The sequence below is a fragment of the Kocuria sp. CPCC 205231 genome, assembly GCF_040980965.1.
Lineage (GTDB): Bacteria > Actinomycetota > Actinomycetes > Actinomycetales > Micrococcaceae > Kocuria > Kocuria rosea.
Window position 1 is genome coordinate 300,659 of sequence record NZ_JAVKPP010000003.1, and the last position, 22,693, is coordinate 323,351.

The following is a 22,693-nucleotide window of genomic DNA, read 5'->3' on the forward strand; positions in this document are numbered from 1 at the left end:
TTCTAGGCGGCGCGCCCGGAGGGGTTCCGTGACTCGGTGCGGCGTGGCCCCTGTGGAACCGGGTGCACCGATCGTCTAGGGTGAAAACGACACTATGTGAGCTGTGACACGGACGTCCGGTGCCGCCGGGGGTCCGTGCGCGGTGTGCGACGAGAAGGGAAGACCACATGGCTTCAGAGACCACGTCCGCCGAGGGCAGGACCTTCGCCCCGAGCCCGGAGTTCGCGGCCCAGGCCAATGCCACCGCCGAGCTCTACCGCCAGGCGGAGGAGGAGGGCGTCGACTTCTGGGGCCGCCAGGCACGAGAGCTGCTGACCTGGAACAAGGAGTTCACCGAGGTCCTCGACTGGTCGAACCCCCCGTTCGCCAAGTGGTTCCAGGACGGCACCCTCAACGCGTGCTACAACGCCGTGGACCGCCACGTGGAGGCCGGCAACGGGGACCGGGTCGCCATCCACTTCGAGGGTGAGCCCGGCGACAGCCGCAGCTACACCTACGCCCAGCTCAAGGACGAGGTGTCGAAGGCCGCCAACGCCATGGAGAGTCTCGGCGTGACCAAGGGCGACCGCGTGGCCCTCTACCTGCCGATGATCGCCGAGGCGGTCATCGCGATGCTGGCCTGCGCCCGCATCGGCGCGATCCACTCCGTGGTCTTCGGCGGGTTCTCCGCCGACGCGCTGCGCTCGCGCGTCGAGGACGGCGAGGCGAAGCTCGTGGTCACCGCGGACGGGACCTTCCGCCGCGGCAAGCCCTCCATGCTCAAGCCGGCCGTCGACGACGCCCTCTCCCGCGGCGGCGCCACCGTGGAGCACGTCCTCGTGGTCCGCCGCAACGAGGCCGACATCGAGATGACCGAGGGCCGGGACGTGTGGTGGCACGACGCCGTCGAGGCCGCCTCCCCGGAGCACACCCCGTCCGAGCAGGGCGCCGAGGACCCGCTGTTCATCCTCTACACCTCCGGGACCACCGGCAAGCCCAAGGGCATCATGCACACCACGGGCGGCTACCTCACCCAGGGCGCGTTCACCCACAAGAACGTCTTCGACCTCAAGCCGGAGACGGACGTCTACTGGTGCACCGCCGACGTCGGGTGGGTCACCGGCCACTCCTACGTCGCCTACGCCCCCCTGGTCAACGGCTCCACCCAGGTGATCTACGAGGGCACCCCGGACTCCCCGCACCGCGGCCGGTTCTGGGAGATCGTGCAGAAGTACGGTGTGACGATCATGTACACCTCCCCCACCGCGATCCGCACCATGATGAAGTGGGGCGAGGAGATCCCGGCGGAGTACGACCTCTCGTCCCTGCGGGTGCTCGGCACCGTGGGCGAGGCCATCAACCCCGAGGCGTGGACCTGGTTCCACCGGGTCATCGGCGGCGGCCGCTGCCCGATCGTCGACACCTGGTGGCAGACCGAGACCGGCGCCATCATGATCTCCCAGCTGCCGGGCGTGACGACCGCCAAGCCGGGCTCCGCGCAGGTGCCGATCCCCGGCATCAAGGTCGACGTCGTGGACGACACCGGGCAGTCCGTGCCCAACGAGACCTCGGGCTTCCTGGTGCTGCGCGAGCCGTGGCCCGCGATGCTGCGAACCATCTGGGGCGACGACGACCGCTACGTGGACACGTACTGGTCCCGGTTCGGCGAGATGTACTTCGCCGGCGACGGCGCCAAGCGCGACGCCGACGGAGACGTGTGGATCCTCGGCCGCGTCGACGACGTCATGAACGTCTCCGGCCACCGCCTGTCCACCCCGGAGATCGAGTCCGCGCTCGTGTCCCACCCGTCCGTGGCCGAGGCCGCGGTGGTGGGCGCCACGGACGAGACCACCGGCCAGGCCGTGATCGCGTTCGTCATCCTCTCCGACCAGGCCGACGCCGAGGGCCGGGACAAGGCCGAGCTGGCCGAGGAGATGCGGGCCCACGTGGGCAAGGAGATCTCCCCGATCGCCAAGCCCAAGAAGGTGCTCATCGTCCCCGAGCTGCCCAAGACCCGGTCCGGGAAGATCATGCGCCGGCTGCTCAAGGACGTGGCGGAGGACCGGGAGGTCGGCGACGTCTCGACCCTCGCGGACCAGACCGTGATGCAGCAGATCGTGGACTCGCTCGCCAAGTAGTCCGCGCCCCAGCTCCGCAGCGCCCCCTCGCCCCTGCCGTGCGAGGGGGCGCTGCGGCGTCCGGGGGCCGCGCCCGGACCGGCGGGCGCCGGAGTGAGAGGATGCGGGCATGACCAGCACGCGCAGACCGATCTACGTCCTCAACGGCCCCAACCTCAACCTGCTCGGCGTCCGGCGCCCGGAGGTGTACGGCACCACGACGCTCGCGGACATCGAGGAGGCCGTGCGCGCCCGGGCCGCCGCGGGCGGGTGGGACGTCGAGTTCCACCAGTCCAACCACGAGGGCGTCCTGGTGGACCGGATCCAGGAGGCCCGCACGGAGGGCGCGGCGATCGTGATCAACCCCGCGGCCTTCACGCACTACTCGATCGCGATCCACGACGCGCTCGAGGCGGCGGAGCTGCCCGTGGTGGAGGTGCACCTGTCCAACGTGCACCGGCGCGAGGCGTTCCGGCACACGTCCTACGTGTCCCTGCAGGCGGACGTGGTGATCGCCGGGGCGGGGGCCTTCGGCTACGAGATGGCGGTCGAGCACCTGCTGCGGACCCTGGAGGGGTAGCCGCTCAGGCGGCGCAGGAGCCGGAGTCCACGGCCTGGGTGGCGCCCGCGGCGGCGCCCAGCGCCCCGCGCAGCTCGTCCAGGGTGAGGGCGTAGCCGACCTGCCCCTCGAGGGCCTTGGCGAAGACGACGCCGACGACGGAGCCGTCCTGCGCCACGAGTGGGCCGCCGGAGTTGCCCTGCTGCACCTGACCGGCCAGCTGGATGATCTCCATCGTCCCACCGGTCCCCTCCACGGGCGCGAGCGCGGTGCCCTGCACGGTGGCGGGCCCGGCGGCGAACGGCCCGCCCAGGGGGTAGCCCATGAAGGCGACCGAGTCCCCGGCCGCGGGGTCCGCCCCGAGCGGCAGCGCGGCCAGCGGCAGGGACGGCGCGGAGAGGACGGCGAGGTCGGAGCCCGGGTCGTAGTGGACGACGGCGGCGGCGTGCACCTGCCCGTCCCGGGTCTGCACCACCGGCTCGTCCACCCCGGCCACCACGTGCGCGTTGGTCACCACCTGCCCGGCGTCGGTCACGAAGCCCGAGCCGGTCTGGTTCTGGCGGCACTCCACCGCCATGCCGTAGACCTGCACCACGGACTGCCCGGCCGCCTGCAGCGCGGGCGTGCTCGTGCTCTCGTCGGGGGCCTCCTCGGCGGGGAAGAGCAGCTCGTCGAGCTGACGGATGCCGGTGGCCCCGCCCACGGCGTCCCGGGCCTCGGTCACCGCGGCGCGCACCGGTCCCGGGGTGTGCTCGTCGATCGTGCGCAGCACGGTCGAGGACGCCACCTGCTGGGACACGGCCGGGATGCCCAGCTGGCCGACGAGCGAGGCGAGCAGCGAGAGCACGAGCGCGGCGACGGCCACGTCGAGGGCCGCCCCGGCGATCCGGTTGAGCGCGCCCAGGCGCATGCGCTCGGTCACCGCGGACAGGGCGCGGCCCAGCAGCCCGCCCAGCATCTGCCCCGCCACCAGCAGGACCAGGACCGTGGCGAGCACGGCGCCCACGCGGTACTGCGGGTCCACCTGCGCACTCACCCACGGGGCGGCCGAGAACGCCGCCACCCCGCCGAGCACGAGCCCGGCCAGGGAGAACAGTGAGTTGAAGAAGCCGCGGCTGAACCCGTAGAAGAGGTAGCCCAGGAGCACGACGGCCAGGAGGACGTCGAGCAGGTTGAAGGACGGAGACATCGGGTTCCTCTGCGGGTTCTTCGGGGCCGGGGGCCGGGGAGCGAGCCACCAGCATAGGGAGCGTGGCTGGGAGATCCGTGGAGCGGGCCTGCCGTCCCGCCCGGGCCCGCCGCGCCCGTCCTTGGGATTCGCGGGCCGGAGACACTACAGTGAACGTCAGGTACGTTAGGTCGCTCACACACCGGTGCGGGCGACTCCCGCTGACATCGGCCGCCACGGGCAACGGCCCGGCGGCACATCTTGAGGAGAACCATGGATATCGACGTCCTCCGCCGCGCTCCCCTGTTCGCGTCCCTGGACGACCAGGCCTTCGCCGCCCTCACCGAGGAGCTCACCGAGGTCGACCTCTCGCGCGGCTCCACGCTGTTCCACGAGGGCGATCCGGGCGACCAGCTGTACTTCATCATCTCGGGCAAGATCAAGCTCGGCCGCACCGCCCCGGACGGCCGCGAGAGCCTCGTGGCGATCATGGGCCCGGGCGAGCTGTTCGGCGAGATGGCGCTGTTCGACCCGAGCCCGCGCTCCACGTCCGCGACCGCCGTGTCCGAGACGCGCCTGGCCGGGCTCAAGCACGAGAACCTCAAGAAGGTCATCGAGCGCTCCCCCGACGTCTCCGCGCAGCTGCTGCAGGCCCTGGCCCGCCGGCTGCGGCGCACCAACGAGAGCCTCGCCGACCTGGTCTTCTCCGACGTGCCCGGCCGGGTGGCGAAGGCGCTGCTGGACCTGGCCGACCGGTTCGGCCGGCCCGCCACCGACGGCATCCTCGTGGCGCACGAGCTCACCCAGGAGGAGCTGGCCCAGCTCGTCGGCGCGTCCCGCGAGACCGTGAACAAGGCGCTGGCCGAGTTCGTCCAGCGCGGCTGGATCCGGCTCGAGGCGCGCGCCGTGGTGATCCTCGACCTGCAGCGGCTCAAGCAGCGCAGCCGCTGAGTCCTGCCCCGGCACCGGGACGCCCCGGTCACCCTCGCGGGTGACCGGGCCGTCCGCGTGTGCGGGCGCGGTGGCGGCTCAGGTCAGGTCGAGGCGCAGCACGGGCCGGCCGTCGTGCACCTCGAGCACCGGGTTGCGCGCCACCACGGCCCGCTTCTTGGCCAGGAAGGCGATCGCCGAGGTGCACTCGGCGACCGACTCGAGCACGCACTGCACGCCGGGCGAGGAGAGGTCGTCGATCGTGCGGCCCACGGTGTCCTCCTGCCCCACGAGGTCCCCGAGCCAGCTGCCCGCCGGGTCGGCCACGGCCTGCGCGGCGTCCACCCAGCGGCCCCAGACGCCCTTCGACTCGAGCACGGACGGGGCCTGCCCGTCGGGGACCACCGCGGTGAAGTAGTGGATGTCGTAACGGCGGTGGGCGAAGTCGGAGGTGATCCAGTGCGCGAGGGGCTTGAGCAGGTCGGAGCGCAGCACGAGCCGGCGCCGGCCGAGCACCTGGGCGAGGGACACGTCCCCCACCGCGAGCGCCTCCCGGGAGCGCATCCACTCGGCGCCCTCCACGGACTCGACGGTGCTCATCGTGTCCGACCCGGCCAGCAGGACGCCGGCCTCCTCGAACGCCTTGCGGACCGCGGCGACCACGGTGCGCCGCGCCCGGCCGAGGTCGTCCTCGACGCCGAGCCTGCGCGCCCAGTCCGCGGGGCTGGGCCCGGCCCAGTCGAGGGGCTCGTCGTCGTGGGGCTCGAGGGTCCCGCCGGGGAACCCGACGGTGCCGAGCGGTGAGTTGCCCGGGCGGTACTTGAGGTAGGTCTCCACGCCGTGGTCGCCGTCCCGCACGAACACCACCGCGGCGGCGGGCGAGGGGGCGCTGCCGGGGATGCCGGCGCCCCGCTCGAGCCAGGCCTGCGCGGCCCCGCGCTGGCCCTCCGGGATCTCGAACCAGCGCACGGCCGGCGGGCGGCCCTGCCGCGGGGACGGGCCCTGCGAATCAGCGGAACTCGGCAACGAGCTCCACCTCGACCGGCGCGTCGAGCGGCAGGACCGCGACGCCCACCGCGGAGCGGGCGTGCACCCCGGCGTCGCCGAAGATCCGGCCCAGCAGCTCGGAGGCGCCGTTGATCACGCCGGGCTGGCCGGTGAAGCCGGGATCGGAGGCCACGAAGCCGACGACCTTCACGATCCGGACCACCCGGTCCAGGTCCCCGACGGCCTCCTTGACCGCGGCCACGGCGTTGAGGGCGGCGCGGGCCGCGAGCTCGTGGGCGTCCTCGGGGGAGACGGTGCCCGCCGCCCCGGACGCGGACACCTTGCCGGTGGCGGGCAGCTGCCCGTCCACGAAGGGCAGCTGGCCCGAGGTGTGCACCCACGAGCCGGTGACCACGGCGGGCACGTAGGCGGCCACGGGGGCCGCGACGGCCGGGAGCTCGAGGCCGAGCTCGGCGATGCGGGATTCGACGGCGGAGCCGTTGCTCATGGAAGTCCTCCGGTGTGGTGGGGCTGCGGTGTCCGGGCGTCAGCCCTTGGGGCGCTTGAAGTAGGCGATGGGGTTGGTCTGGACGGGGGCGTTCACGTTGCCCGCCGGGACGTCGGCGGGGGTGCTGCCGGGGAGCACGGTGACGAGCTCCCACCCGTCGTCGCCCCAGTTGTCGAGGATCTGCTTGGTGGCGTGGATCATGAGCGGCACGGTGGCGTATTCCCAGGTAGTCATGGCCCCAGCGTAGCCACGAACGCGGGGACGCGCTCCGCCGTGACGGGCCGCACACCGGCTGCGGCCAGGTTCGCGCTTGTAGACTGTCCGAATGGCTTCCCGCAAGAACCCTGCCACGCAGGCACCGTCAGCCCTGGGCAACGTCGTGGCGTTCATCGCCACGAGCGTCGTTGCCGGCATCGTGGCCGCCGGTCTCCTGGTCCCCCCCGCAGCCGCCACCGGTCTCGCCGCCAACGCCTCCATCGGGTGGTTCAAGGACCTCCCGGCCCAGATGGAGGCGGGGCCGATGTCGCGCGCCTCCACCGTGGTGGCGCGGGACGGGACCGAGATCGCCACGTTCTACGCGCAGAACCGCACCCCTGTGTCCCTGGACGAGATGTCCCCGCACATGAGTGCCGCGATCCTCGCGATCGAGGACCGCGACTTCTACGAGCACGGCGGCGTGGACCTCGGCGGCATCCTGCGCGCCCTGGGCAACAACATCATCCGCCCGGACGCCCGCCAGGGCGCGTCGACCATCACGCAGCAGTACGTGAACAACCTGCTCATCGACTCCCAGGTCCGCGCCGGCGAGGAGGCCACCACCATCGGCGCCGACAAGGGCTACACGGACAAGATCAAGGAGATCAAGCTCGCCCTGTCCATGGAGCAGGAGCTGAGCAAGGACGAGATCCTCGAGGGCTACCTCAACATGGTGCTCTTCGGCGGGCAGAACTACGGCGTGGAGGCGGCCGCCCAGTACTACTGGGGCATCCCCGCGTCCGACCTGAGCATCTCCCAGTCCGCCGTCCTGGCCGGGATGGTGCAGTCCCCCAACTACTACGACCCCGCCGCGAACCCCGAGGCGGCCACCGAGCGGCGCAACATCGTGCTGGACACGATGCTCACCACCGGGGCCATCACCCAGGAGGAGCACGCGGCCGCGGCCGCCGAGCCCATCGAGGTGGACCCCAACCCCACGAACTCCGGGTGCACGGCCGCCGAGATCGCCCCCTACTTCTGCGACTACGTGGAGAACTCCATCCTCCAGGACTCGGCGTTCGGCGAGACGCCCGAGGAGCGGCTCAAGACCCTGCAGCTCGGCGGGCTCACCATCACCACCACGCTCGACGTCGAGGCCCAGCGCGCGGCCGAGGAGTCGGTGAACGAGACCCAGCCGCGGGACGACAACCCGGACAACGTCTCCACCGCGCTCGTCTCCCTCGAGCCGACCAACGGCGACATCGTGGCGATGGCGCAGAACACCTACTACTCCACCGGCGAGGGCGACTCCAACACCACCTACAACTTCAACGTGGACTCGTGGATGGGCGGGGCCGGCGGCTTCCAGGTCGGCTCGACCTACAAGCCGCTGACGTACGCCGCGTGGATCGACGCCGGCAACGGCGCGGAGGACGAGATCGACGCGACCCGCACCCGGTGGCCCGCAGACCACCGGTGGAAGGCCTCGTGCCTGGAGCGCGGGTACAAGATCGAGCCCGGCAACAACGGCGAGGGCTTCGAGATCCAGAACGCCGAGTCCGGCTACACCCGCGAGATGGAGGCCGACTTCGGCCTGTACAACTCGATCAACACCGCGATCTACGCGATGGCCGAGGACCTCGACCTGTGCGACATCGGGGAGATCTCCGAGTCCCTGGGCATCGTCAACGGCAAGAACGGCGAGCCCGTGGACACCACGGTCCTCGCGTCCCTGCTGGGCGGCTCCGTGGACATCTCCCCCATGACCATGGCCCGGGCGTACTCGGCGTTCGCCAACCGCGGCGAGATGTGCGAGCCCCGCGCCCTCGAGCGGGTCGTGGACTACACCGGCAAGGAGTACGACATCCCCGAGACGTCCTGCGAGCGCGTGATCAGCGAGGACGTGGCCGACGGCGTGAACTTCGCGCTCAACCAGACCCTGATCCGCGGCTCCGGCTGGCAGCGGGAGATCGGCCTGCCGGGCGCCTCCGCCGCCAAGACCGGCACCACCGACAACTCGACCCAGACGTGGATGATCGGCTACACCCGCGGCCTGGCCACCGCGTCCTGGGTCGGCAACTACGAGTTCGGCTCCCGGTCCCTGAACGGGCTGTCGATCGGCGGGGAGCGCACCGAGGGCGACGACTGGGTGGACGGCTCCACCTACGCCGGCGGCCAGTGGCAGCGGTTCATGGAGGAGGTGGCCCGGGACTACGACACGGACGAGTTCGAGGAGCCCTCCGACCGCGTGCTCGAGGGCCGCAACGGCACCTCGGAGCCCGGCTGAGGCCGGGAGCGGGAGTGGATCGCGTGCACACCCCCCGGGGCGCCGTCGCGCCCGCCCTGCGGACCGCCGCCGCCGTGACGGCGGCCGGTGCCGGGGCGGCGGCGGGCCTCGGCGCGTGGGGCGTCGTCGTCGAGCGCCGCCGGTTCCAGCTGCGCACGGAACGGCTCCGGCTGCTGCCCGAGGGCAGCGCGCCGCTGCGGATCCTGCACCTGTCGGACCTGCACGTCTGGCCCGGCCAGCGCGCTGTGCGGGAGTTCGTGCACTCGCTCGCGGCGCTGGAGCCGGACCTCGTGGTGGACACCGGGGACAACCTCTCCCACCCCGGGGCGCTGCCGTGGCTGCTGGAGATCCTGGAGCCGCTGTTCCGCTTCCCCGGGGCCTACGTCCCGGGGTCCAACTGCTACTTCGCGCCGCGGCCCAAGAACCCGTTCCGCTACCTGTGGCGGGACACCTCCGGGGAGGGCCGGGACGAGGCGCCCCGGCTGCCCACCCAGGACATGCACGACGCGTTCGACGCCGCGGGCTGGACGCCGCTGATCAACCGCTCCGCCCGGATGGAGGTCGCGGGCCTCACCCTGGACCTGTCCGGGGTGGACGACCCGCACCTGGGCTACGACCGGCACCCCGGCTTCGGTGACCCCGCGACGGCGGATCTGCGCCTCGGGGTGGCCCACGCCCCCTACCTGCGGACCCTCGACCGCTTCGCGGCGGACGGCGCGCAGCTGGTGCTGGCAGGGCACACGCACGGCGGGCAGGTCTGCCTGCCGGGCGGGCGGGCGCTGGTCAGCAACTGCGACCTCGAGCCGGAGCGCTGCAAGGGGCTCATCACCCAGGGCGGGGTGCCGGTCAACGTGTCGGCGGGCCTGGGGACGTCCCGCTTCGCCCCGATCCGGCTGTTCTGCCCGCCCGAGGCCGTGCTGCTGACGCTCACGGACTGAGCGGGCCGCCCCCGACCGCCCGCACGCCGGCCGCCCGCGCGGGCGCTTTCAGCCGCCGCGCGGCACCAGGGCCTCGAGCACCGCGGGCAGGCGGGTGACGCCGTCGGAGCCGCAGAAGTGTCCCGCCCGCGGCACCACCCGCACGGGGGCGTCGAGCCGCGCGGCGAGCGCCTCGGTGGCGGCCGCCGGCACGGTCGGGTCGTCGTCCGAGCGCAGCACCAGGCGACGCCGGGCGTTGGCGCGCACGGCGGAGACGTCCACGTCCTCGGCGAGGAACTCGTCGAGGAGCGGCACGGCCTCGAGCCGTCCCGTGAACCCGGCCACGAGCACCAGCCCGCCCAGCGTCCACGGCTGGGGCAGACCGGCGAGGTGGCGCAGGAGGGTGATGCAGCCCAGGCTGTGGCCCACCAGGTGGGCGTGCGGGTCCGGCTCGCCGACCGCCCGTGCCACGGCGGCCAGCCACGCCCCGGCTTCCGGGAAGGACGGCTCCGGCAGCTCCACGACCTCGGTCCGCACGCCCTCGGCGGCGAGCCGTTCGCGCAGCCACGGGAACCAGTGCTGGTCGGGGGCGGCGTCGTAGCCGTGCACCACCACCACCCGGCGGACCTCCGGCTCCGGGCCGCTCACCCGGAGATCTCGGGGACCGCCACGATGATCCGGTGGTTGGTCTTGTCGCACAGGTACATCTCGACCGTGCCCTCCGGCACCGGGCCGCCTTCGGGCCACTGGTCCTCGGGGATCTGGCGCAGGGGCCCGCCGCAGGACGGGCAGATGGGGTCCATGGTGATCTCCTCCAGGGGTCGGCTCCCGGGCCGGCGGGCCCGTGGCCCGAGCTTCCCCCAAAACGGCGCCGCCCACAATCCCCCCGCACCGCCCGGGGCCGGCGGACCGGAACGAACAGGCCCGGTCGGCCGGGCCCCGGCGGCCCCCGCCGGGCGGACCGGTGCGGCGCCTGTGGTCACACCATAGGATATGGCGTGGACCACCCCGGCTGCCCCGCCTCCCCGTCAGGAGATCCCATGACCGCCCCCAGCACGCACCCCGCCCCCGCCCCCGAGGCCCTGCTGGAGGAGCTGCGGGCCGGGTGCGGCCGCGACGCGGTGGTGGCCTCGGAGCTCGAGCACCGCGCGCTGGCCCACGACGCCTCCCACTACCTGCTGCAGCCCGCGGCGGTGGTGCGCCCCCGCTCGGCCGCGGACATGGGCCACCTCTTCCGCGCGGTCGCTCGCCACGGCCTGGGCCTGACCTTCCGCTCCGGCGGGACGTCCCTGTCCGGGCAGTCCGTGACGGACCAGGTGCTGGTCGACGTCCGGCGGAACTTCCGGGAGGTCGAGGTGCTGGACGGCGGCCGGCGGGTCCGTGTGCAGCCCGGGGCCACGGTGCGGCAGGTCAACGCCCGGCTGGCCCCGTACGGCCGCAAGCTGGGGCCGGACCCGGCGAGCGAGGCCGCGTGCACGATCGGCGGTGTGGTGGCCAACAACTCCTCGGGCATGGCCTGCGGGACCGACGCCAACACCTACCGGACGCTGGAGTCCCTGGTGTTCGTCCTGCCCTCCGGGACCCGGGTGGACACCGCGGACCCGGACGCCGACCGGCGGCTGCGGGAGTTCGAGCCCGCCCTGCACGAGGGTCTGCTGCGGCTGCGGGACCGGGTGCGCGGCGACCCGGCGTCGGTGCGCACGATCGAGCGGCAGTTCTCGATGAAGAACACCATGGGCTACGGCCTCAACTCCTTCCTGGACCACGACGAGCCGGTGCGGATCCTCGAGCACCTGATGGTCGGCAGCGAGGGCACCCTGGGCTTCGTGGCCCAGGCGGTCTTCCGGACGGTGGAGATCCTGCCGTTCGCCTCCACGGGACTGCTGGTGTTCCCGGACCTGGCCGCGGCCACCCGCACGGTCCCCGCCCTGGTGGCGGCCCGCTCGGCCACGGTCGAGCTGCTGGACGCCACGTCCCTGAAGGTCTCCCAGCGCACGGGACTGGCCCCGGCGCAGATCCTGGACATCGACGTCCGCGACCACGCGGCGCTGCTCGTCGAGTACCAGGGCCGCACGCCCGAGGAGGAGCAGGAGCTCTCGGCGGGCGCCGCCGGGCTGTTCCGCACCCTGGACCTCGCGGTACCGCCCGCCCTGACGGACGACCCCGCGGCCCGGGCCGCGCTGTGGACCGTGCGCAAGGGCCTCTACACCACCGTGGCGGGGGCCCGGCCGAGCGGGTCCAACGCGCTGCTCGAGGACGTCGTCGTCCCCGTCGCGGAGCTCGGCGAGACCTGCGAGCAGCTCACGGGGCTCTTCGACGCCCACGGCTACCGGGACTCGGTGATCTTCGGGCACGCCAAGGACGGCAACGTCCACTTCATGCTCAACGAGCAGTTCGACCGCCCGGACCTGCTGGCCCGCTACGAGCGCTTCACCGAGGACATGGTCGCCCTGGTCCTCGACCACCACGGCTCGCTCAAGGCCGAGCACGGCACGGGCCGCAACATGGCGCCGTTCGTGCGCCGGCAGTACGGGGACGAGCTCTACGACGTCATGGTGGCGCTCAAGCGGCTCGTCGACCCGGGCGCGCTGCTGAACCCGGGCGTGCTGCTCAACGAGGACCCCACGGTGTACGTGCGGGACCTCAAGACCGCGCCCACGGTGGAGCAGGAGGTGGACCGGTGCGTGGAGTGCGGCTACTGCGAGCCGGTCTGCCCCTCGAAGGACCTCACCCTCACGCCGCGGCAGCGCATCGTGGGCCGCCGGGAGATCGCGGCGGCCGAGGAGCGAGGGGACACGGAGCTCGCCGGCCGGCTGCGCGCCGAGTACGACTACGAGGGCCTGCAGACGTGCGCCGTGGACGGGATGTGCGTGACGGCCTGCCCCGTGCTCATCAACACGGGCGACCTCGTGCGCCGGCTGCGCGCCGAGGACCACAGCCGCGTCGCGGACGCCGGCTGGGGCGCCGCGGCGCGGGCGTGGGGGGCGACGACGACGGGCGCCGGACTCGGCCTGACCGCCGCGAAGGCCCTGCCCGCCGCGCTGCCGGCCGCCGCGACCGCCGTGGCCCGGGCCGTCCTCGGCGCCGAGCACGTGCCGCAGTACAAGGCGGAGCTGCCCACGGGCGGCCCGCCCCGGCCGCACCGGCGGGACCCGGCCGCGGAGGCCGTGTTCTTCCCGGCGTGCATCAACTCGATGTTCGGCACGGCCGCCCGCCCGGGGGGCGGTACCGGCCTGACCGCCTCGGAGGCGTTCCTGGCGCTGTGCGACCGCGCCGGGGTGCACGTCACCGTCCCCGAGGGCATCGGGAACCTGTGCTGCGGGACGCCGTGGAAGTCGAAGGGACTGCCCACCGGGTACGCCACGATGTCGGAGCGGACGCTGGCCGGGCTGTGGGAGGCGACCCGTCAGGGCGAGCTGCCGGTCGTCTGCGACGCCGCGTCCTGCACCGAGGGCCTGGAGACCATGTCCGAGCTGGCGGCGGCGTCCAGCGAGTACCACGCGCTGCGGTTCGTGGACGCGGTGGAGTTCGTGGCGGACCGGGTGCTGGGGCGGCTGACCGTCAGCCGCCCGATCGGGTCCATGTCGCTGCACCCCACGTGCTCGAGCGTGCACCTGGGCATCACCGGCGCCTTCGAGACGCTGGCCCAGGCGATCAGCGAGGACGTGGTCGTGCCGAAGGACTGGGGCTGCTGCGCCTACGCCGGGGACCGCGGGATGCTGCACCCCGAGTTCACGGCCTCGGCCACCGCGGCCGAGGCCCGCGAGGTCACCGGCCGCCGCTTCGACGCCTACGCGTCCCTCAACCGCACGTGCGAGCAGGGCATGACGGAGGCCACCGGCCACCCGTACCGGCACGTGCTCGAGCACCTGGAGGAGGCGACCCGCTGACCCACGCCCCATTTTTAGTTGTGCACAACTGAGTTGTGCTCAACCGATACCTGTGCCACCATGGGGTCATGGACGCAGATCTCCGGCTCGACGCGCAGCTGTGCTTCGCGCTCTACGCCGCCTCACGGGCCACGACCGCGGCCTACCGCGAGCCGCTGGCCGAGCTCGGCCTGACGTATCCGCAGTACCTCGCGCTGCTCGCGCTGTGGGAGGAGGACGGCCAGACCGTCTCGGCGCTGGGCTCCCGCCTCCGCCTGGACAGCGGCACCCTCTCCCCGCTGCTCAAGCGGATGGAGACCGGCGGGCTCCTCGAGCGCCGCCGGGGGCACGACGACGAGCGGCGGGTCACCGTCCACCTCACGCCGTCCGGCCACCGGCTGCGCGAGCGCGCCCCGGCCGTGCAGCGGCGCGTCCTGGAGGCCTCTGGGCTGACCGCCGCCGAGATGGAGACGCTGCGGGCCCTGGCCCGGCGGATCGGCGCCCCCGCCGATCCGCACGCCGCGGACCGCCCCGGTGCGGACAGCACCGGAACCCGAACCACCACCACCGACACCCAGGAGTGACCAGCATGGACACCGTCTACACCGCCGAGGCCCTCGCCACCGGCGCCGGCCGCGACGGCCGCACCCGCACCACCGACGGCCGGATCGACCTGGGCTTGGCCGTCCCGCAGGAGATGGGCGGCTCCGGCGACGGCGCCAACCCCGAGCAGCTCTTCGCCGCGGGCTACGCCGCCTGCTTCCACTCCGCGCTGCAGATGGTGGCCCGGCAGGAGAAGGTGAAGCTAGGCGACTCCAGCGTCGGGGCCCGCGTGGGCATCGGCGGCAACGGCCAGGGCGGCTTCGGCCTCGAGGTCGACCTCGAGGTCGTGCTCCCCGACCTCGACCCGGCCACCGCGCAGGCCCTGGCGGACAAGGCCCACCAGGTGTGCCCGTACTCGAACGCCACCCGCGGCAACGTCGACGTCCGCGTGACCGTCGCCGACGACTAACCGCCGCTCCCCCGCACCCTTCCCTCGACCCCCAGGAGAACCGATGACATCCCCCACCAGCACCCGCCAGGTCGTGCTCGCCTCCCGCCCCGACGGCACCCCCACCCCCGAGAACTTCCGGCTCGAGGAGGCCGCGCTGCCCGAGCCCGGTCCCGGCCAGGTCGTGGTCGCCAACCGCTGGATGTCCGTGGACCCGTACATGCGCGGCCGGATGAACGACGTGAAGTCCTACGTCCCGCCGTTCCAGGTGGACCGTCCGCTCGACGGCGGCGCTGTGGGCGAGGTCATCGCCTCCTCCGCGCCCGAGCTGCCCGTGGGCGCCACGGTGCTGCACGGGGCCGGGTGGCGGGAGCACGCGCTCGTCGAGGCCGCCTCGGCCACCGTGGTGGACCCCGCCCTCGCCCCGGAGTCGGCCTACCTGGGGGTGCTCGGCATGCCGGGGCTCACCGCGTACGCCGGCCTCATGGCGGCCGCACGGTTCCGGCCCGGGGACACGGTCTTCGTCTCCGGCGCCGCCGGGGCCGTGGGCTCGCTCGTCGGCCAGATCGCGAAGCTCAGCGGCGCCGCCCGCGTGATCGGCAGCGCCGGCTCGCCCGAGAAGGTCGCCCGCCTGCTGGAGCTCGGCTTCGATGCCGCCTTCGACTACCACGACGGCCCGGTGCTCCCCCAGCTGCGGCGCGCGGCGCCCGAGGGCATCGACGTCTACTTCGACAACGTGGGCGGCGAGCACCTGGAGGCCGCGATCTCCGCGCTGAACGTCCACGGCCGAGTGTGCCTGTGCGGGGCGATCTCGCAGTACAACGCGACCGAGCCCCCGGCGGCGCCGCGGAACCTGGCGCTGGCGATCGGCAAGCAGCTGAGCCTGCAGGGCTTCCTGGTGAGCGGTCACCAGGACCTGGGCCCGGAGTTCCGCGAGAAGATGGCCGGCTGGCTCGCGGCCGGCGACATCCGGTGGGACGAGACCGTGCGCGAGGGGCTGGACGACGCCCCGCAGGCGTTCATCGACCTGCTCGCCGGGGCCAACACCGGCAAGATGGTCGTCAAGCTGTGAGCTGAGCCGTCAGGCGGTCCGCTCGGCGCCGCCGGCGGCCAGCCGCGCGGCGAGCTCCCGCACCCCGGACACCCTGAGGTCCGGGGTGCGCGCGTACCCCGGCCAGGGCGAGCCGTACCGGTCGATCCAGGCCGTGCGCAGCCCCGCCCGGGCGGCGCCGTGCAGGTCCCACGGGTGCACCGCGACCATGAGCATCTGCTCCAGCGGCACGCCCCAGGCCCCGCTCGCCCAGGTGTAGGCCTCGGACGCCGGCTTCCAGCAGGGGGCCTCCTCGACGGAGCAGACGCGCTCGAAGTGCTGCCGCACGCCCCCGCGCTCGAGCAGGCCCCCGGCGGTGGCCGCGGAGCCGTTGGTGAGGGCCGTGAGCCGGAACCCGGCGTCGGCCAGGGAGCGCACCCCGTCCGGGACGTCCGCGTGCAGGGGCAGCCGCTGCACGGCGTCCAGGACCCGGACCACGGCGTCCTCCACGTCCTCGGCCGGCGGGTGCAGGGTGAAGAGCGCGCGCGCCGTCTCCTGCCCCAGCACGGAGAACGGCTGGGCTTCTCCGTGGACGGCCAGCGCGAAGCCCTCCCGCAGGACGGAGGCGAACCACGTGGCCGCCAGCTCCCCCGGCACCCCGACCTCCTCGAAGGCGTGGCGCAGGGGGCGCATGTCGGAGAGGGTCTCGTTCACGTCGAACACGAGGACAGGTCTGTCGTCGGTGGTCATTCCGGGGCCTTTCGTTCGCGGTGGTGCGCGGCGCGGTCCGCGCGGGAGCCGGCGGGGGCGCTCAGCCCGCCGGGACGAGCCGGCCCAGGGGGCTGTTCTCGAAGTCGTCCAGGAGGGCCTGCGGGTCCGCGTAGACGGCCACGGCCCCGGCCTCACGCAGCTCCGTCTCGCTGATCCCGCCGCTGGTCAGGCACACGGCGTCGAGGCCGAGCTTCCACGCGGACTCGACGTCCCAGCGGGCGTCCCCCACCACGATCGCGTCCTCGGGGCGCAGGTTACCGGCCTCCAGCGCCGCGGCGAAGATGTCCGGGGCGGGCTTGCTGTGCTCGGCGTCCGTGGCGGTCGTGACCGCCGTGAGCAGGTCGTCCGAGCCGAGGGCCTCCCGCATGGCCGCCACCTCGGTGACGTTCGACGACGACGCCAGCACCACCACGAGCCCCGCGTCGGTGCAGCGGCGCAGCAGCTCGGCGGCGCCGCGGGTGGGCTTGAGCCCCGGCCAGTGCACGGAGAACAGGGCCCCGTGGGCCGCGCCGATGGCGTCGTCCCCGTCCCGGTCCCGGTCCGCGGGCAGCAGCTCGTCGATCAGCTGCTCCGAGCCCATGCCGATGAGCCGGTGGATGCGGTGCATGGGGACGTCGTGCCCGGCCTGGTTGAAGGCGTGCCACCAGGCGACGGTGTGCAGGTAGCTCGAGTCGATGAGGGTGCCGTCGACATCGAACAGGACGCCGCGCCGGCTCGGCGCCGAGCGGTCGGGGGTCCAGGGAGGAGTCATGGCCTCACCCTCCCACCCGGTGGCCGGGTGAGCAATGGGGCGCGGAGTGGCGGTGGCGGCGCGGGTGCTCCGGGGGGACTCGTCCTGCTGTCGTGGAACGCCACCGCTCCCCCGACAACGACTGTGCGGAGGAAGGTCGGGGGCCGCCCGGTCCCGACCTCCCGCCGCTCACTGCACCGGCACGTCGTCGGCGGCGCTGTGCGGGCCGCTCCCCTGGTCCGCGGTGGCCGGACCGAGCGGGAGCCCGCGTCCGTCCTGCTGCGCGCTCTCGTCCGCCCCCGCGCCGTCGACGTCCTGGGTGGAGGCCGCGAAGCGCTGGATCACGGCTGCCGCCGCGTCGGTCATCTCGCCCAGTCCCCGGGCGTCGACGTTGGCGAGGTCGTCGCACGCGCCGTGGTAGCAGAAGTCGTAGGCGACCCCGGCCCGGCCGCCGAACAGCGCGGCCTGCTCCGCGGTCTTGATCCCCTCGGCGCCGGTGAACAGACCGCCGGAGGGGACGCCCTCGGCGATGAAGGGCCCGTAGTCGCTGCGGCCGCTGAACTCGGTCTCACCGGAGGCCAGGCCCATGGAGCCGAAGTGCTCGTGGAAGGCCGCCTCGATCGCGGCCGAGCCCGCCGGGGCGGTCACGGGGCCGTCGGGGCCCTGCACGGGCGGGAACGCGGAGTGGTCGCCGTCGTAGACGAACCGCCCGTGGTTCGGGGAGCCGATCATGTCGAAGTTCAGGTACACCGCGATGTCCTCCAGCGCGGCGGGGTCGTTGGCCTTCAGGTCCGCGACGTAGTGCCGGGAGCCGCGCAGGCCGAACTCCTCCGCGCCCCACCAGGCGAAGCGCACCGTGTTGGCGGTCTCCGTGCCCGCGAGCGCCTCGGCGATCGCCAGGATCCCCGCGGAGCCCGAGCCGTTGTCGTTGATGCCCGCGCCCTCGGGGACGCTGTCCAGGTGGGCGCCGACCATCACCGTGCTCTCGGGATCGCCCGAGCCCGTCTCGGCGAGGACGTTGAACGTCTCACGGTTCTCGGAGACGGTCTGCGCCGTCACGGTCACCTCGCCCCCGCCCAGCAGGGCGGTCCCGGCCGCATGGCTGAGACCGACCACCGGGAGGGTCGTGGCGCCGGGCTCCCCGAGCGTGCCGGCGACCACGCCCTCCTCGCCGGGCAGACCGGTGTTGAAGACCAGCACCGCGGAGGCCCCGGCGGCCTGGGCGTTGGCGGCCTTCACCCCGAAGGTGCACGTGCCCCGCTGGAGCAGGGCGACGCTGCCCGCCGTGAAGCCGGCGAAGTCCTCGGCCTCGCAACCGCTGGTGCTCGCCGCCGGGGCGCCGGTGGTGTCCACGGCCTGCACTGGGGCCGTCACCGTGCCGGAGCCCGAGTAGACCATGACGGCCGCCTCCGCCGCGGTGAGGGTCCGCGGGACACCGTCCGGGCCGGGCACGGCCACGGTGGTCGGGACGATCTCCTGGAAGAACGGGAAGGAGAAGCTCTGGACCCGCGGGGCGTAGCCGGCGGCGCGCAGCCGGCCGACCACGTAGTCCGCGCTGCCCCGGTAGCCCGGGGTGCCCGAGGCCCGGTTGCCGCCGTTGGCGTGGGCGACGGCCTGGAACACCTCGAGGTGGTCCAGCACCTGCTGCACGGGCACGGCCGCGGCGGTCGGGGCGAGCGCTCCGGCGTCGCCGGCCTCCCCCGGAGCCGCCGTGACGGCGCTCGGCACGGTGAGCGCGAGGGTGCCGGCCAGGGCCGCGGCCACGGTCCATCGGCGGGGTGTGGGGTGCGGCATGGGTCCTCCCGGGGCCTGAGGCCGATCGGGGGCTCGACCGTGTCCGTCATGGGCCCCATCGGGCGGGTGGAGTCCTGCGCACAGGATCTCAGCTCCAGGTCAGAGGCACAATGACCGGACGGATTGTGGCGCCGGGAAGCGCATCGGCCTCAGTGCGGCCGCCTCACTCGGCCTGCCTCTGCGCGGCGGCGTTGCTCGGGCCGCGGCCCTGGTCGACAGCGGCGGGGGGAACGGGTGCCACGATGCCGAGCAGCCGCCGGCCCTCCGTCTCGAGGTCCTCGGTGGAGTTCGCGAAGCGCAGGACGACGGCGGAGGCCGCGCCGGTCATCTCCTCCAGCGTCCGGAGGTCGACGTTGCTGAGGTCGTCGCAGGACGCGTGGTAGCAGAAGTCGTAGCCGATGCCGGCCCGGCCGCCGAACAGCGCCGCCTGCTCCACGGTCTTGATCCCCTCCGCCCCGGTGAACAGACCGCCGGAGGCGATGCCCTCGGCGATGAACGGGCCGTAGTCGCTGCGGCCGCTGAACTCGGTCTCGCCCGAGGCCAGGCCCACGGAGCCGAAGTGCTCGTGGAAGGCCGCCTCGATCGCGGCCGAGCCCGCCGGGGCGGGCACCGAGCCATCCTCCGGGCCGAAGGCCGAGGCGTCGCCGTCGTAGACGAAGCGGCCGTGGTTGGGGGAGCCGATCATGTCGAAGTTCAGGTACAGCGCGATGTTCCCGAGCGTCCCGGCGTCGTTGGTCTTGAGGTCCGTGACGTAGTGGCGGGACCCGAGCAGGCCGAACTCCTCCGCGCCCCACCAGGCGAAGCGCACCGGGTTGGCGGTCTCCGTGCCCGCGAGCGCCTCGGCGATGGCCAGGATCCCCGCGGAGCCGGACGCGTTGTCGTTGATCCCGGGGCCCTCCGGGACGCTGTCCAGGTGGGCCCCGACCATGACGGTGCGCTGCCCGTCGCCCGAGCCCGTCTCGGCGAGGACGTTGAACGTCTCCCGGCTCTCGGAGACGGTCTGCGTGCTGACCGTCACCTCGCCCCCGCCCAGCAGGGCCACGCCGGCCGCGTAGCTCAGACCGACCACGGGGACGGTCACCCCGCCGGGTTCGCCCAGCGTGCCGGCGACCGCGTCCTCGGCCCCGGCCAGTCCCGTGTTGAAGATCAGCACCGCGGAGGCCCCGGCGGCCTGGGCGTTGGCGGCCTTCACCCCGAAGGCGCACGTGCCCCGCTGGAGCAGCGCGATGTTCCCCGGCACGAAGTCGGCGAAGTCCCCGGCCTCGCACCCACTGGTGCTCGCGGCCTTCTCGCCGGTCGTCCCCACGGCCTGCACCGGCGCCGTCACGGTCCCGGAGCCGGAGTAGGTCATGACCGCCACGTCCGCCGCGGGAAGCTGCCGGCCGCCCGCGCTGACCGTGGCCGGGGCGGTCTCCTGGAAGAAGGGGAAGGTGAACTTCTGGACCTGCGGGGCGTAGCCGGCGGCCCGCAGCCGGCCGACCACGTAGTCCACGCTGCCCCGGTAGCCGGACGTGCCCGAGGCGCGGTTGGCGTTGTTCGCGTTGGCGATGGCCTGGAACACCTCGAGGTGCTCCAGCACCTTCCCGACGGGCACGCCCGCCGCGGTCACCGGGACCACCCCGTCGCGGTCGGGGTGGCGGCGGCCACGGTCGGGTGGTGGTGGTTGCGGTGACGCATGGGATCTCCCGGGGCAGGGGCCGATCGGGGGCTCGACCGTGGGGTCGGCTCCATCGTGCTGGTGGAGCCCTGTGCCCAGAATCTCAACTGCACGTCGGCGGCACAACGCTTGGGCGGATTGTGGCGCATCGAACGGCCCCGCCCCCGGCAGTTCGCGCCGGGGACGGGGCCGTTCGCTGGGGCTCGGGACCGTCAGGCGGCCGCCTTGTCGTGGCCGTGCCCGTGGCCGCGACCGTGCTCGGAGTGCGGGCCGTGGCCGCGGTCGTCGCCCTTCGGGTGGCCGACGGCGCCCTTGCCCTTCTGCCGGTAGGGCTTGCCCTCGCCGTTGACGTCGTGGGTGGACGTCGCGTAGCGCAGGACGACGGCCGCGGCGGCGTCGGACATCTCCTCCATGCCCTGGAGGTTCACGTTCGAGATGTCGTCGCAGGCCGAGTGGTAGCAGGAGTCGTAGGCGACACCGGCCTGACCGCCGAACAGCTCGGCCTGATCCTCGGTCTTCACGCCCTCGGCGCCCGTGAAGAGGCCGCCGGAGGGAATGTCGGCCTCGATGAACGGCCCGTAGTCGCTGCGGCCGCTGAACTCGGTGTCGCCGGAGGCCAGTCCCGCCGAGGCGAAGTGCTCGTGGAACGCCGCCTCGATCGCCGCGGAGCCCTCGGGGACGTTCGTGTCGCCGGGGTCGAAGGTGGAGGCGTCGCCGTCGTAGACGAAGCGCCCGTAGTTCGGGGAGCCGATCATGTCGAAGTTCAGGTACATCGCGATGTCCTCGAACGCCTCGGGGTCGTTCTCCCGCAGGTCGGTCACGTAGTGCTCGGCGCCCAGCAGGCCGAGCTCCTCCGCGCCCCACCAGGCGAAGCGGACGTTGTTCTCGGTCTTGGTCTTGGCCATGGCCTCCGCGATGGCCAGGATGCCGGCCGACCCGGTGCCGTTGTCGCTGATGCCGGCGCCCTCGAGCACGCCGTCCAGGTGCGCGCCGACCACCACCGTGTTCTCGGGGTCGCCCGTGCCGGTCTCGGCGAGGACGTTGTAGGTGGTGCGGGTCGCCGAGACGGTGTCCGTGGCGACGGTGACCTCGGCGGCGTCCAGCAGGTCCACGCCCGCCTGGTAGCTGAGCCCGACCGTCGGCAGGGTCGTGGCCTCCGGGGAGCCCAGGGTGCCGGCGACGGCGTCCTCGGCGTTCGGCAGGCCCGTGTTGAAGATCAGCACGGCGCTCGCACCGGCCGCCTCCGCGTTCGCGGCCTTGACCGCGAAGGAGCAGGTGCCGCGCTGGAGCAGAGCGATGTCGCCCGCTTCGAAGCCGGCGAAGTCGCTCGCCTCGCAGCCGCTCGTGCTGCCCACCCGGGCACCGGTGGTGTCGACCGCCTGCACCGTGCCGGTCACGGTGCCCGTGCCGGAGTAGGTCATCACCGCGACATCCTCGGCGGCGAGCTGCGTGCCGTCCGCGGCGACCGTGGCGGGGGTGCGCTCCTGGAAGAACGGGAAGTCGAACGCCTGGACCTCCGGGGTGTAGCCGGCGGCGCGCAGCCTCTCGACCACGTAGTCGACGCTGGCCTGGTAGCCGGAGGTGCCGGAGGCGCGGTTGCCGTCGTTGGCCTCCGCGATCGACTGGAAGGCGTTCAGGTGCTCCGTGAGCTTCTGCTGGGACACGGCCTGGGTGATCTTGTGGGTGGTGTTGTTGTTGCTGGTGTCACGGGTGGGGGCCGCGACGGCACTGGTCGCCGTGAGGGTCAGGGCGCCGGCCAGGGCGGCCGCGGTGATCCAGTGGCTGGGCTTGCGGACGGGCATGGAACCTCCAGGTGAGCGGCGGCCGGGAGGTAGCCCGGCCGTGACGCGGTTCACAGTCATCGAGGAATGACTCGGATTTGCACATGCTCACAAATGGGTTACCGACCGGTCAATAACTTTTGTCCACTAGTTGGGGGACGAACCCTGGGGGCGACACGGTCCCGACGCCCCGATTTCCCACCCGCCCGGCCGGATGGCTATGATGGAGCAGTTGTTTCCGGCCGAGAGCTTTGCTGTCGAGTCCGGATGCTTCACGGGATGTGGCGCAGCTTGGTAGCGCGCGTCGTTCGGGACGACGAGGTCGCAGGTTCAAATCCTGTCATCCCGACCATGTGATGTCTCAGGACATCGGCAAGGCCCGAACCCACGGATGTGGGTTCGGGCCTTTTGTCATGCCTGGGG

Annotated in this window: 20 protein-coding genes and 1 tRNA gene; 10 read left to right on the forward strand and 11 right to left on the reverse strand. The window is 73.3% G+C overall.

The annotated features are described in order from the left end of the window. Window positions 1-167: 167 nt before the first annotated feature. Both acs and aroQ read left to right on the forward strand, forming a co-directional pair. Entirely contained in the window at window positions 168-2,117 is a 1,950-nt protein-coding gene (gene acs, locus RF640_RS04625) for an acetate--CoA ligase (protein WP_017832516.1), read from the forward strand. Window positions 2,118-2,226: 109 nt separating this feature from the next. Further along, window positions 2,227-2,676, forward strand: a complete 450-nt coding sequence (aroQ, locus tag RF640_RS04630) for a type II 3-dehydroquinate dehydratase (RefSeq protein WP_017832517.1) — start codon at window positions 2,227-2,229, stop codon at window positions 2,674-2,676. A gap of 4 nt (window positions 2,677-2,680) precedes the next feature. Here the strand turns inward: aroQ and RF640_RS04635 are convergent, their stop codons facing one another. Further along, window positions 2,681-3,844: a MarP family serine protease gene (locus RF640_RS04635; RefSeq protein WP_017832518.1), complete on the reverse strand. Its 1,164-nt coding sequence runs from the start codon at window positions 3,842-3,844 to the stop codon at window positions 2,681-2,683. Window positions 3,845-4,096: 252 nt separating this feature from the next. Here RF640_RS04635 and RF640_RS04640 point away from each other — a divergent pair, with 252 nt between their 5' ends. Next, window positions 4,097-4,774, forward strand: coding sequence for a Crp/Fnr family transcriptional regulator (locus RF640_RS04640; RefSeq protein ID WP_017832519.1), 678 nt, complete (start codon window positions 4,097-4,099; stop codon window positions 4,772-4,774). Between the two features lie 78 nt (window positions 4,775-4,852). On the opposite strand, the gene RF640_RS04645 is transcribed toward RF640_RS04640, so the two are convergent. From RF640_RS04645 to RF640_RS04655, 3 genes are read right to left on the reverse strand one after another with little or no spacing between them, the layout of a single operon-like run. Next, complete coding sequence (locus tag RF640_RS04645; protein WP_368826779.1) at window positions 4,853-5,779, reverse strand: NUDIX hydrolase; 927 nt, start codon at window positions 5,777-5,779, stop codon at window positions 4,853-4,855. Next, complete coding sequence (locus tag RF640_RS04650) at window positions 5,763-6,248, reverse strand: RidA family protein (protein ID WP_109243634.1); 486 nt, start codon at window positions 6,246-6,248, stop codon at window positions 5,763-5,765. The genes RF640_RS04645 and RF640_RS04650 overlap by 17 nt, the downstream gene beginning before the upstream one ends. 39 nt (window positions 6,249-6,287) lie before the next feature. Further along, window positions 6,288-6,482 carry a hypothetical protein gene (locus tag RF640_RS04655; protein WP_031282517.1) on the reverse strand — a complete coding sequence of 65 codons (195 nt, stop codon included), beginning with the start codon at window positions 6,480-6,482 and terminating at the stop codon, window positions 6,288-6,290. 91 nt (window positions 6,483-6,573) lie between these two features. On the opposite strand from RF640_RS04655, the gene RF640_RS04660 reads away from it, so the two are divergent. Further along, window positions 6,574-8,730 carry a transglycosylase domain-containing protein gene (locus RF640_RS04660; protein WP_368826781.1) on the forward strand — a complete coding sequence of 719 codons (2,157 nt, stop codon included), beginning with the start codon at window positions 6,574-6,576 and terminating at the stop codon, window positions 8,728-8,730. 56 nt (window positions 8,731-8,786) lie between these two features. Beyond that, on the forward strand, window positions 8,787-9,668 hold the full coding sequence (locus RF640_RS04665) for a metallophosphoesterase (protein ID WP_109222047.1): 882 nt from the start codon (window positions 8,787-8,789) through the stop codon (window positions 9,666-9,668). Between the two features lie 48 nt (window positions 9,669-9,716). On the opposite strand, the gene RF640_RS04670 is transcribed toward RF640_RS04665, so the two are convergent. Both RF640_RS04670 and RF640_RS04675 read right to left on the reverse strand, forming a co-directional pair. Beyond that, window positions 9,717-10,295 carry an RBBP9/YdeN family alpha/beta hydrolase gene (locus tag RF640_RS04670; RefSeq protein ID WP_368826783.1) on the reverse strand — a complete coding sequence of 193 codons (579 nt, stop codon included), beginning with the start codon at window positions 10,293-10,295 and terminating at the stop codon, window positions 9,717-9,719. Continuing rightward, window positions 10,292-10,450, reverse strand: coding sequence for a hypothetical protein (locus RF640_RS04675; RefSeq protein WP_165979625.1), 159 nt, complete (start codon window positions 10,448-10,450; stop codon window positions 10,292-10,294). The genes RF640_RS04670 and RF640_RS04675 overlap by 4 nt, the downstream gene beginning before the upstream one ends. Before the next feature lie 237 nt (window positions 10,451-10,687). On the opposite strand from RF640_RS04675, the gene RF640_RS04680 reads away from it, so the two are divergent. The 4 genes from RF640_RS04680 to RF640_RS04695 all read left to right on the forward strand — a co-directional run bounded on the left by RF640_RS04680 (window position 10,688) and on the right by RF640_RS04695 (window position 15,579). After that, window positions 10,688-13,537, forward strand: coding sequence for an FAD-binding and (Fe-S)-binding domain-containing protein (locus RF640_RS04680; protein WP_368826785.1), 2,850 nt, complete (start codon window positions 10,688-10,690; stop codon window positions 13,535-13,537). Window positions 13,538-13,605: 68 nt separating this feature from the next. Then, entirely contained in the window at window positions 13,606-14,100 is a 495-nt protein-coding gene (locus tag RF640_RS04685) for a MarR family winged helix-turn-helix transcriptional regulator (RefSeq protein ID WP_109243638.1), read from the forward strand. Between the two features lie 5 nt (window positions 14,101-14,105). Beyond that, on the forward strand, window positions 14,106-14,528 hold the full coding sequence (locus tag RF640_RS04690; protein WP_017832530.1) for an organic hydroperoxide resistance protein: 423 nt from the start codon (window positions 14,106-14,108) through the stop codon (window positions 14,526-14,528). Window positions 14,529-14,571: 43 nt separating this feature from the next. Continuing rightward, the gene (locus tag RF640_RS04695) at window positions 14,572-15,579 is read left to right on the forward strand and encodes an NADP-dependent oxidoreductase (RefSeq protein WP_109221943.1); all 1,008 of its coding nucleotides are present in this window, start codon (window positions 14,572-14,574) and stop codon (window positions 15,577-15,579) included. A 9-nt stretch (window positions 15,580-15,588) separates the two neighbouring features. Here the strand turns inward: RF640_RS04695 and RF640_RS04700 are convergent, their stop codons facing one another. The 5 genes from RF640_RS04700 to RF640_RS04720 all read right to left on the reverse strand — a co-directional run bounded on the left by RF640_RS04700 (window position 15,589) and on the right by RF640_RS04720 (window position 22,291). Further along, window positions 15,589-16,287, reverse strand: coding sequence for a haloacid dehalogenase type II (locus RF640_RS04700; protein WP_109221942.1), 699 nt, complete (start codon window positions 16,285-16,287; stop codon window positions 15,589-15,591). 61 nt (window positions 16,288-16,348) lie between these two features. Continuing rightward, window positions 16,349-17,059 carry an HAD family hydrolase gene (locus RF640_RS04705; RefSeq protein ID WP_109221941.1) on the reverse strand — a complete coding sequence of 237 codons (711 nt, stop codon included), beginning with the start codon at window positions 17,057-17,059 and terminating at the stop codon, window positions 16,349-16,351. Between the two features lie 168 nt (window positions 17,060-17,227). After that, window positions 17,228-18,832 carry a M20/M25/M40 family metallo-hydrolase gene (locus RF640_RS04710; RefSeq protein ID WP_109221940.1) on the reverse strand — a complete coding sequence of 535 codons (1,605 nt, stop codon included), beginning with the start codon at window positions 18,830-18,832 and terminating at the stop codon, window positions 17,228-17,230. Window positions 18,833-18,995: 163 nt separating this feature from the next. Next, entirely contained in the window at window positions 18,996-20,450 is a 1,455-nt protein-coding gene (locus RF640_RS04715; protein WP_109221939.1) for a M28 family peptidase, read from the reverse strand. A gap of 251 nt (window positions 20,451-20,701) precedes the next feature. Beyond that, window positions 20,702-22,291 carry a M20/M25/M40 family metallo-hydrolase gene (locus RF640_RS04720; protein WP_136340936.1) on the reverse strand — a complete coding sequence of 530 codons (1,590 nt, stop codon included), beginning with the start codon at window positions 22,289-22,291 and terminating at the stop codon, window positions 20,702-20,704. A gap of 254 nt (window positions 22,292-22,545) precedes the next feature. Between RF640_RS04720 and RF640_RS04725 the strand changes: the two genes are divergently transcribed. Further along, window positions 22,546-22,622: transfer RNA gene (locus RF640_RS04725), tRNA-Pro, on the forward strand. Window positions 22,623-22,693: the final 71 nt, after the last annotated feature.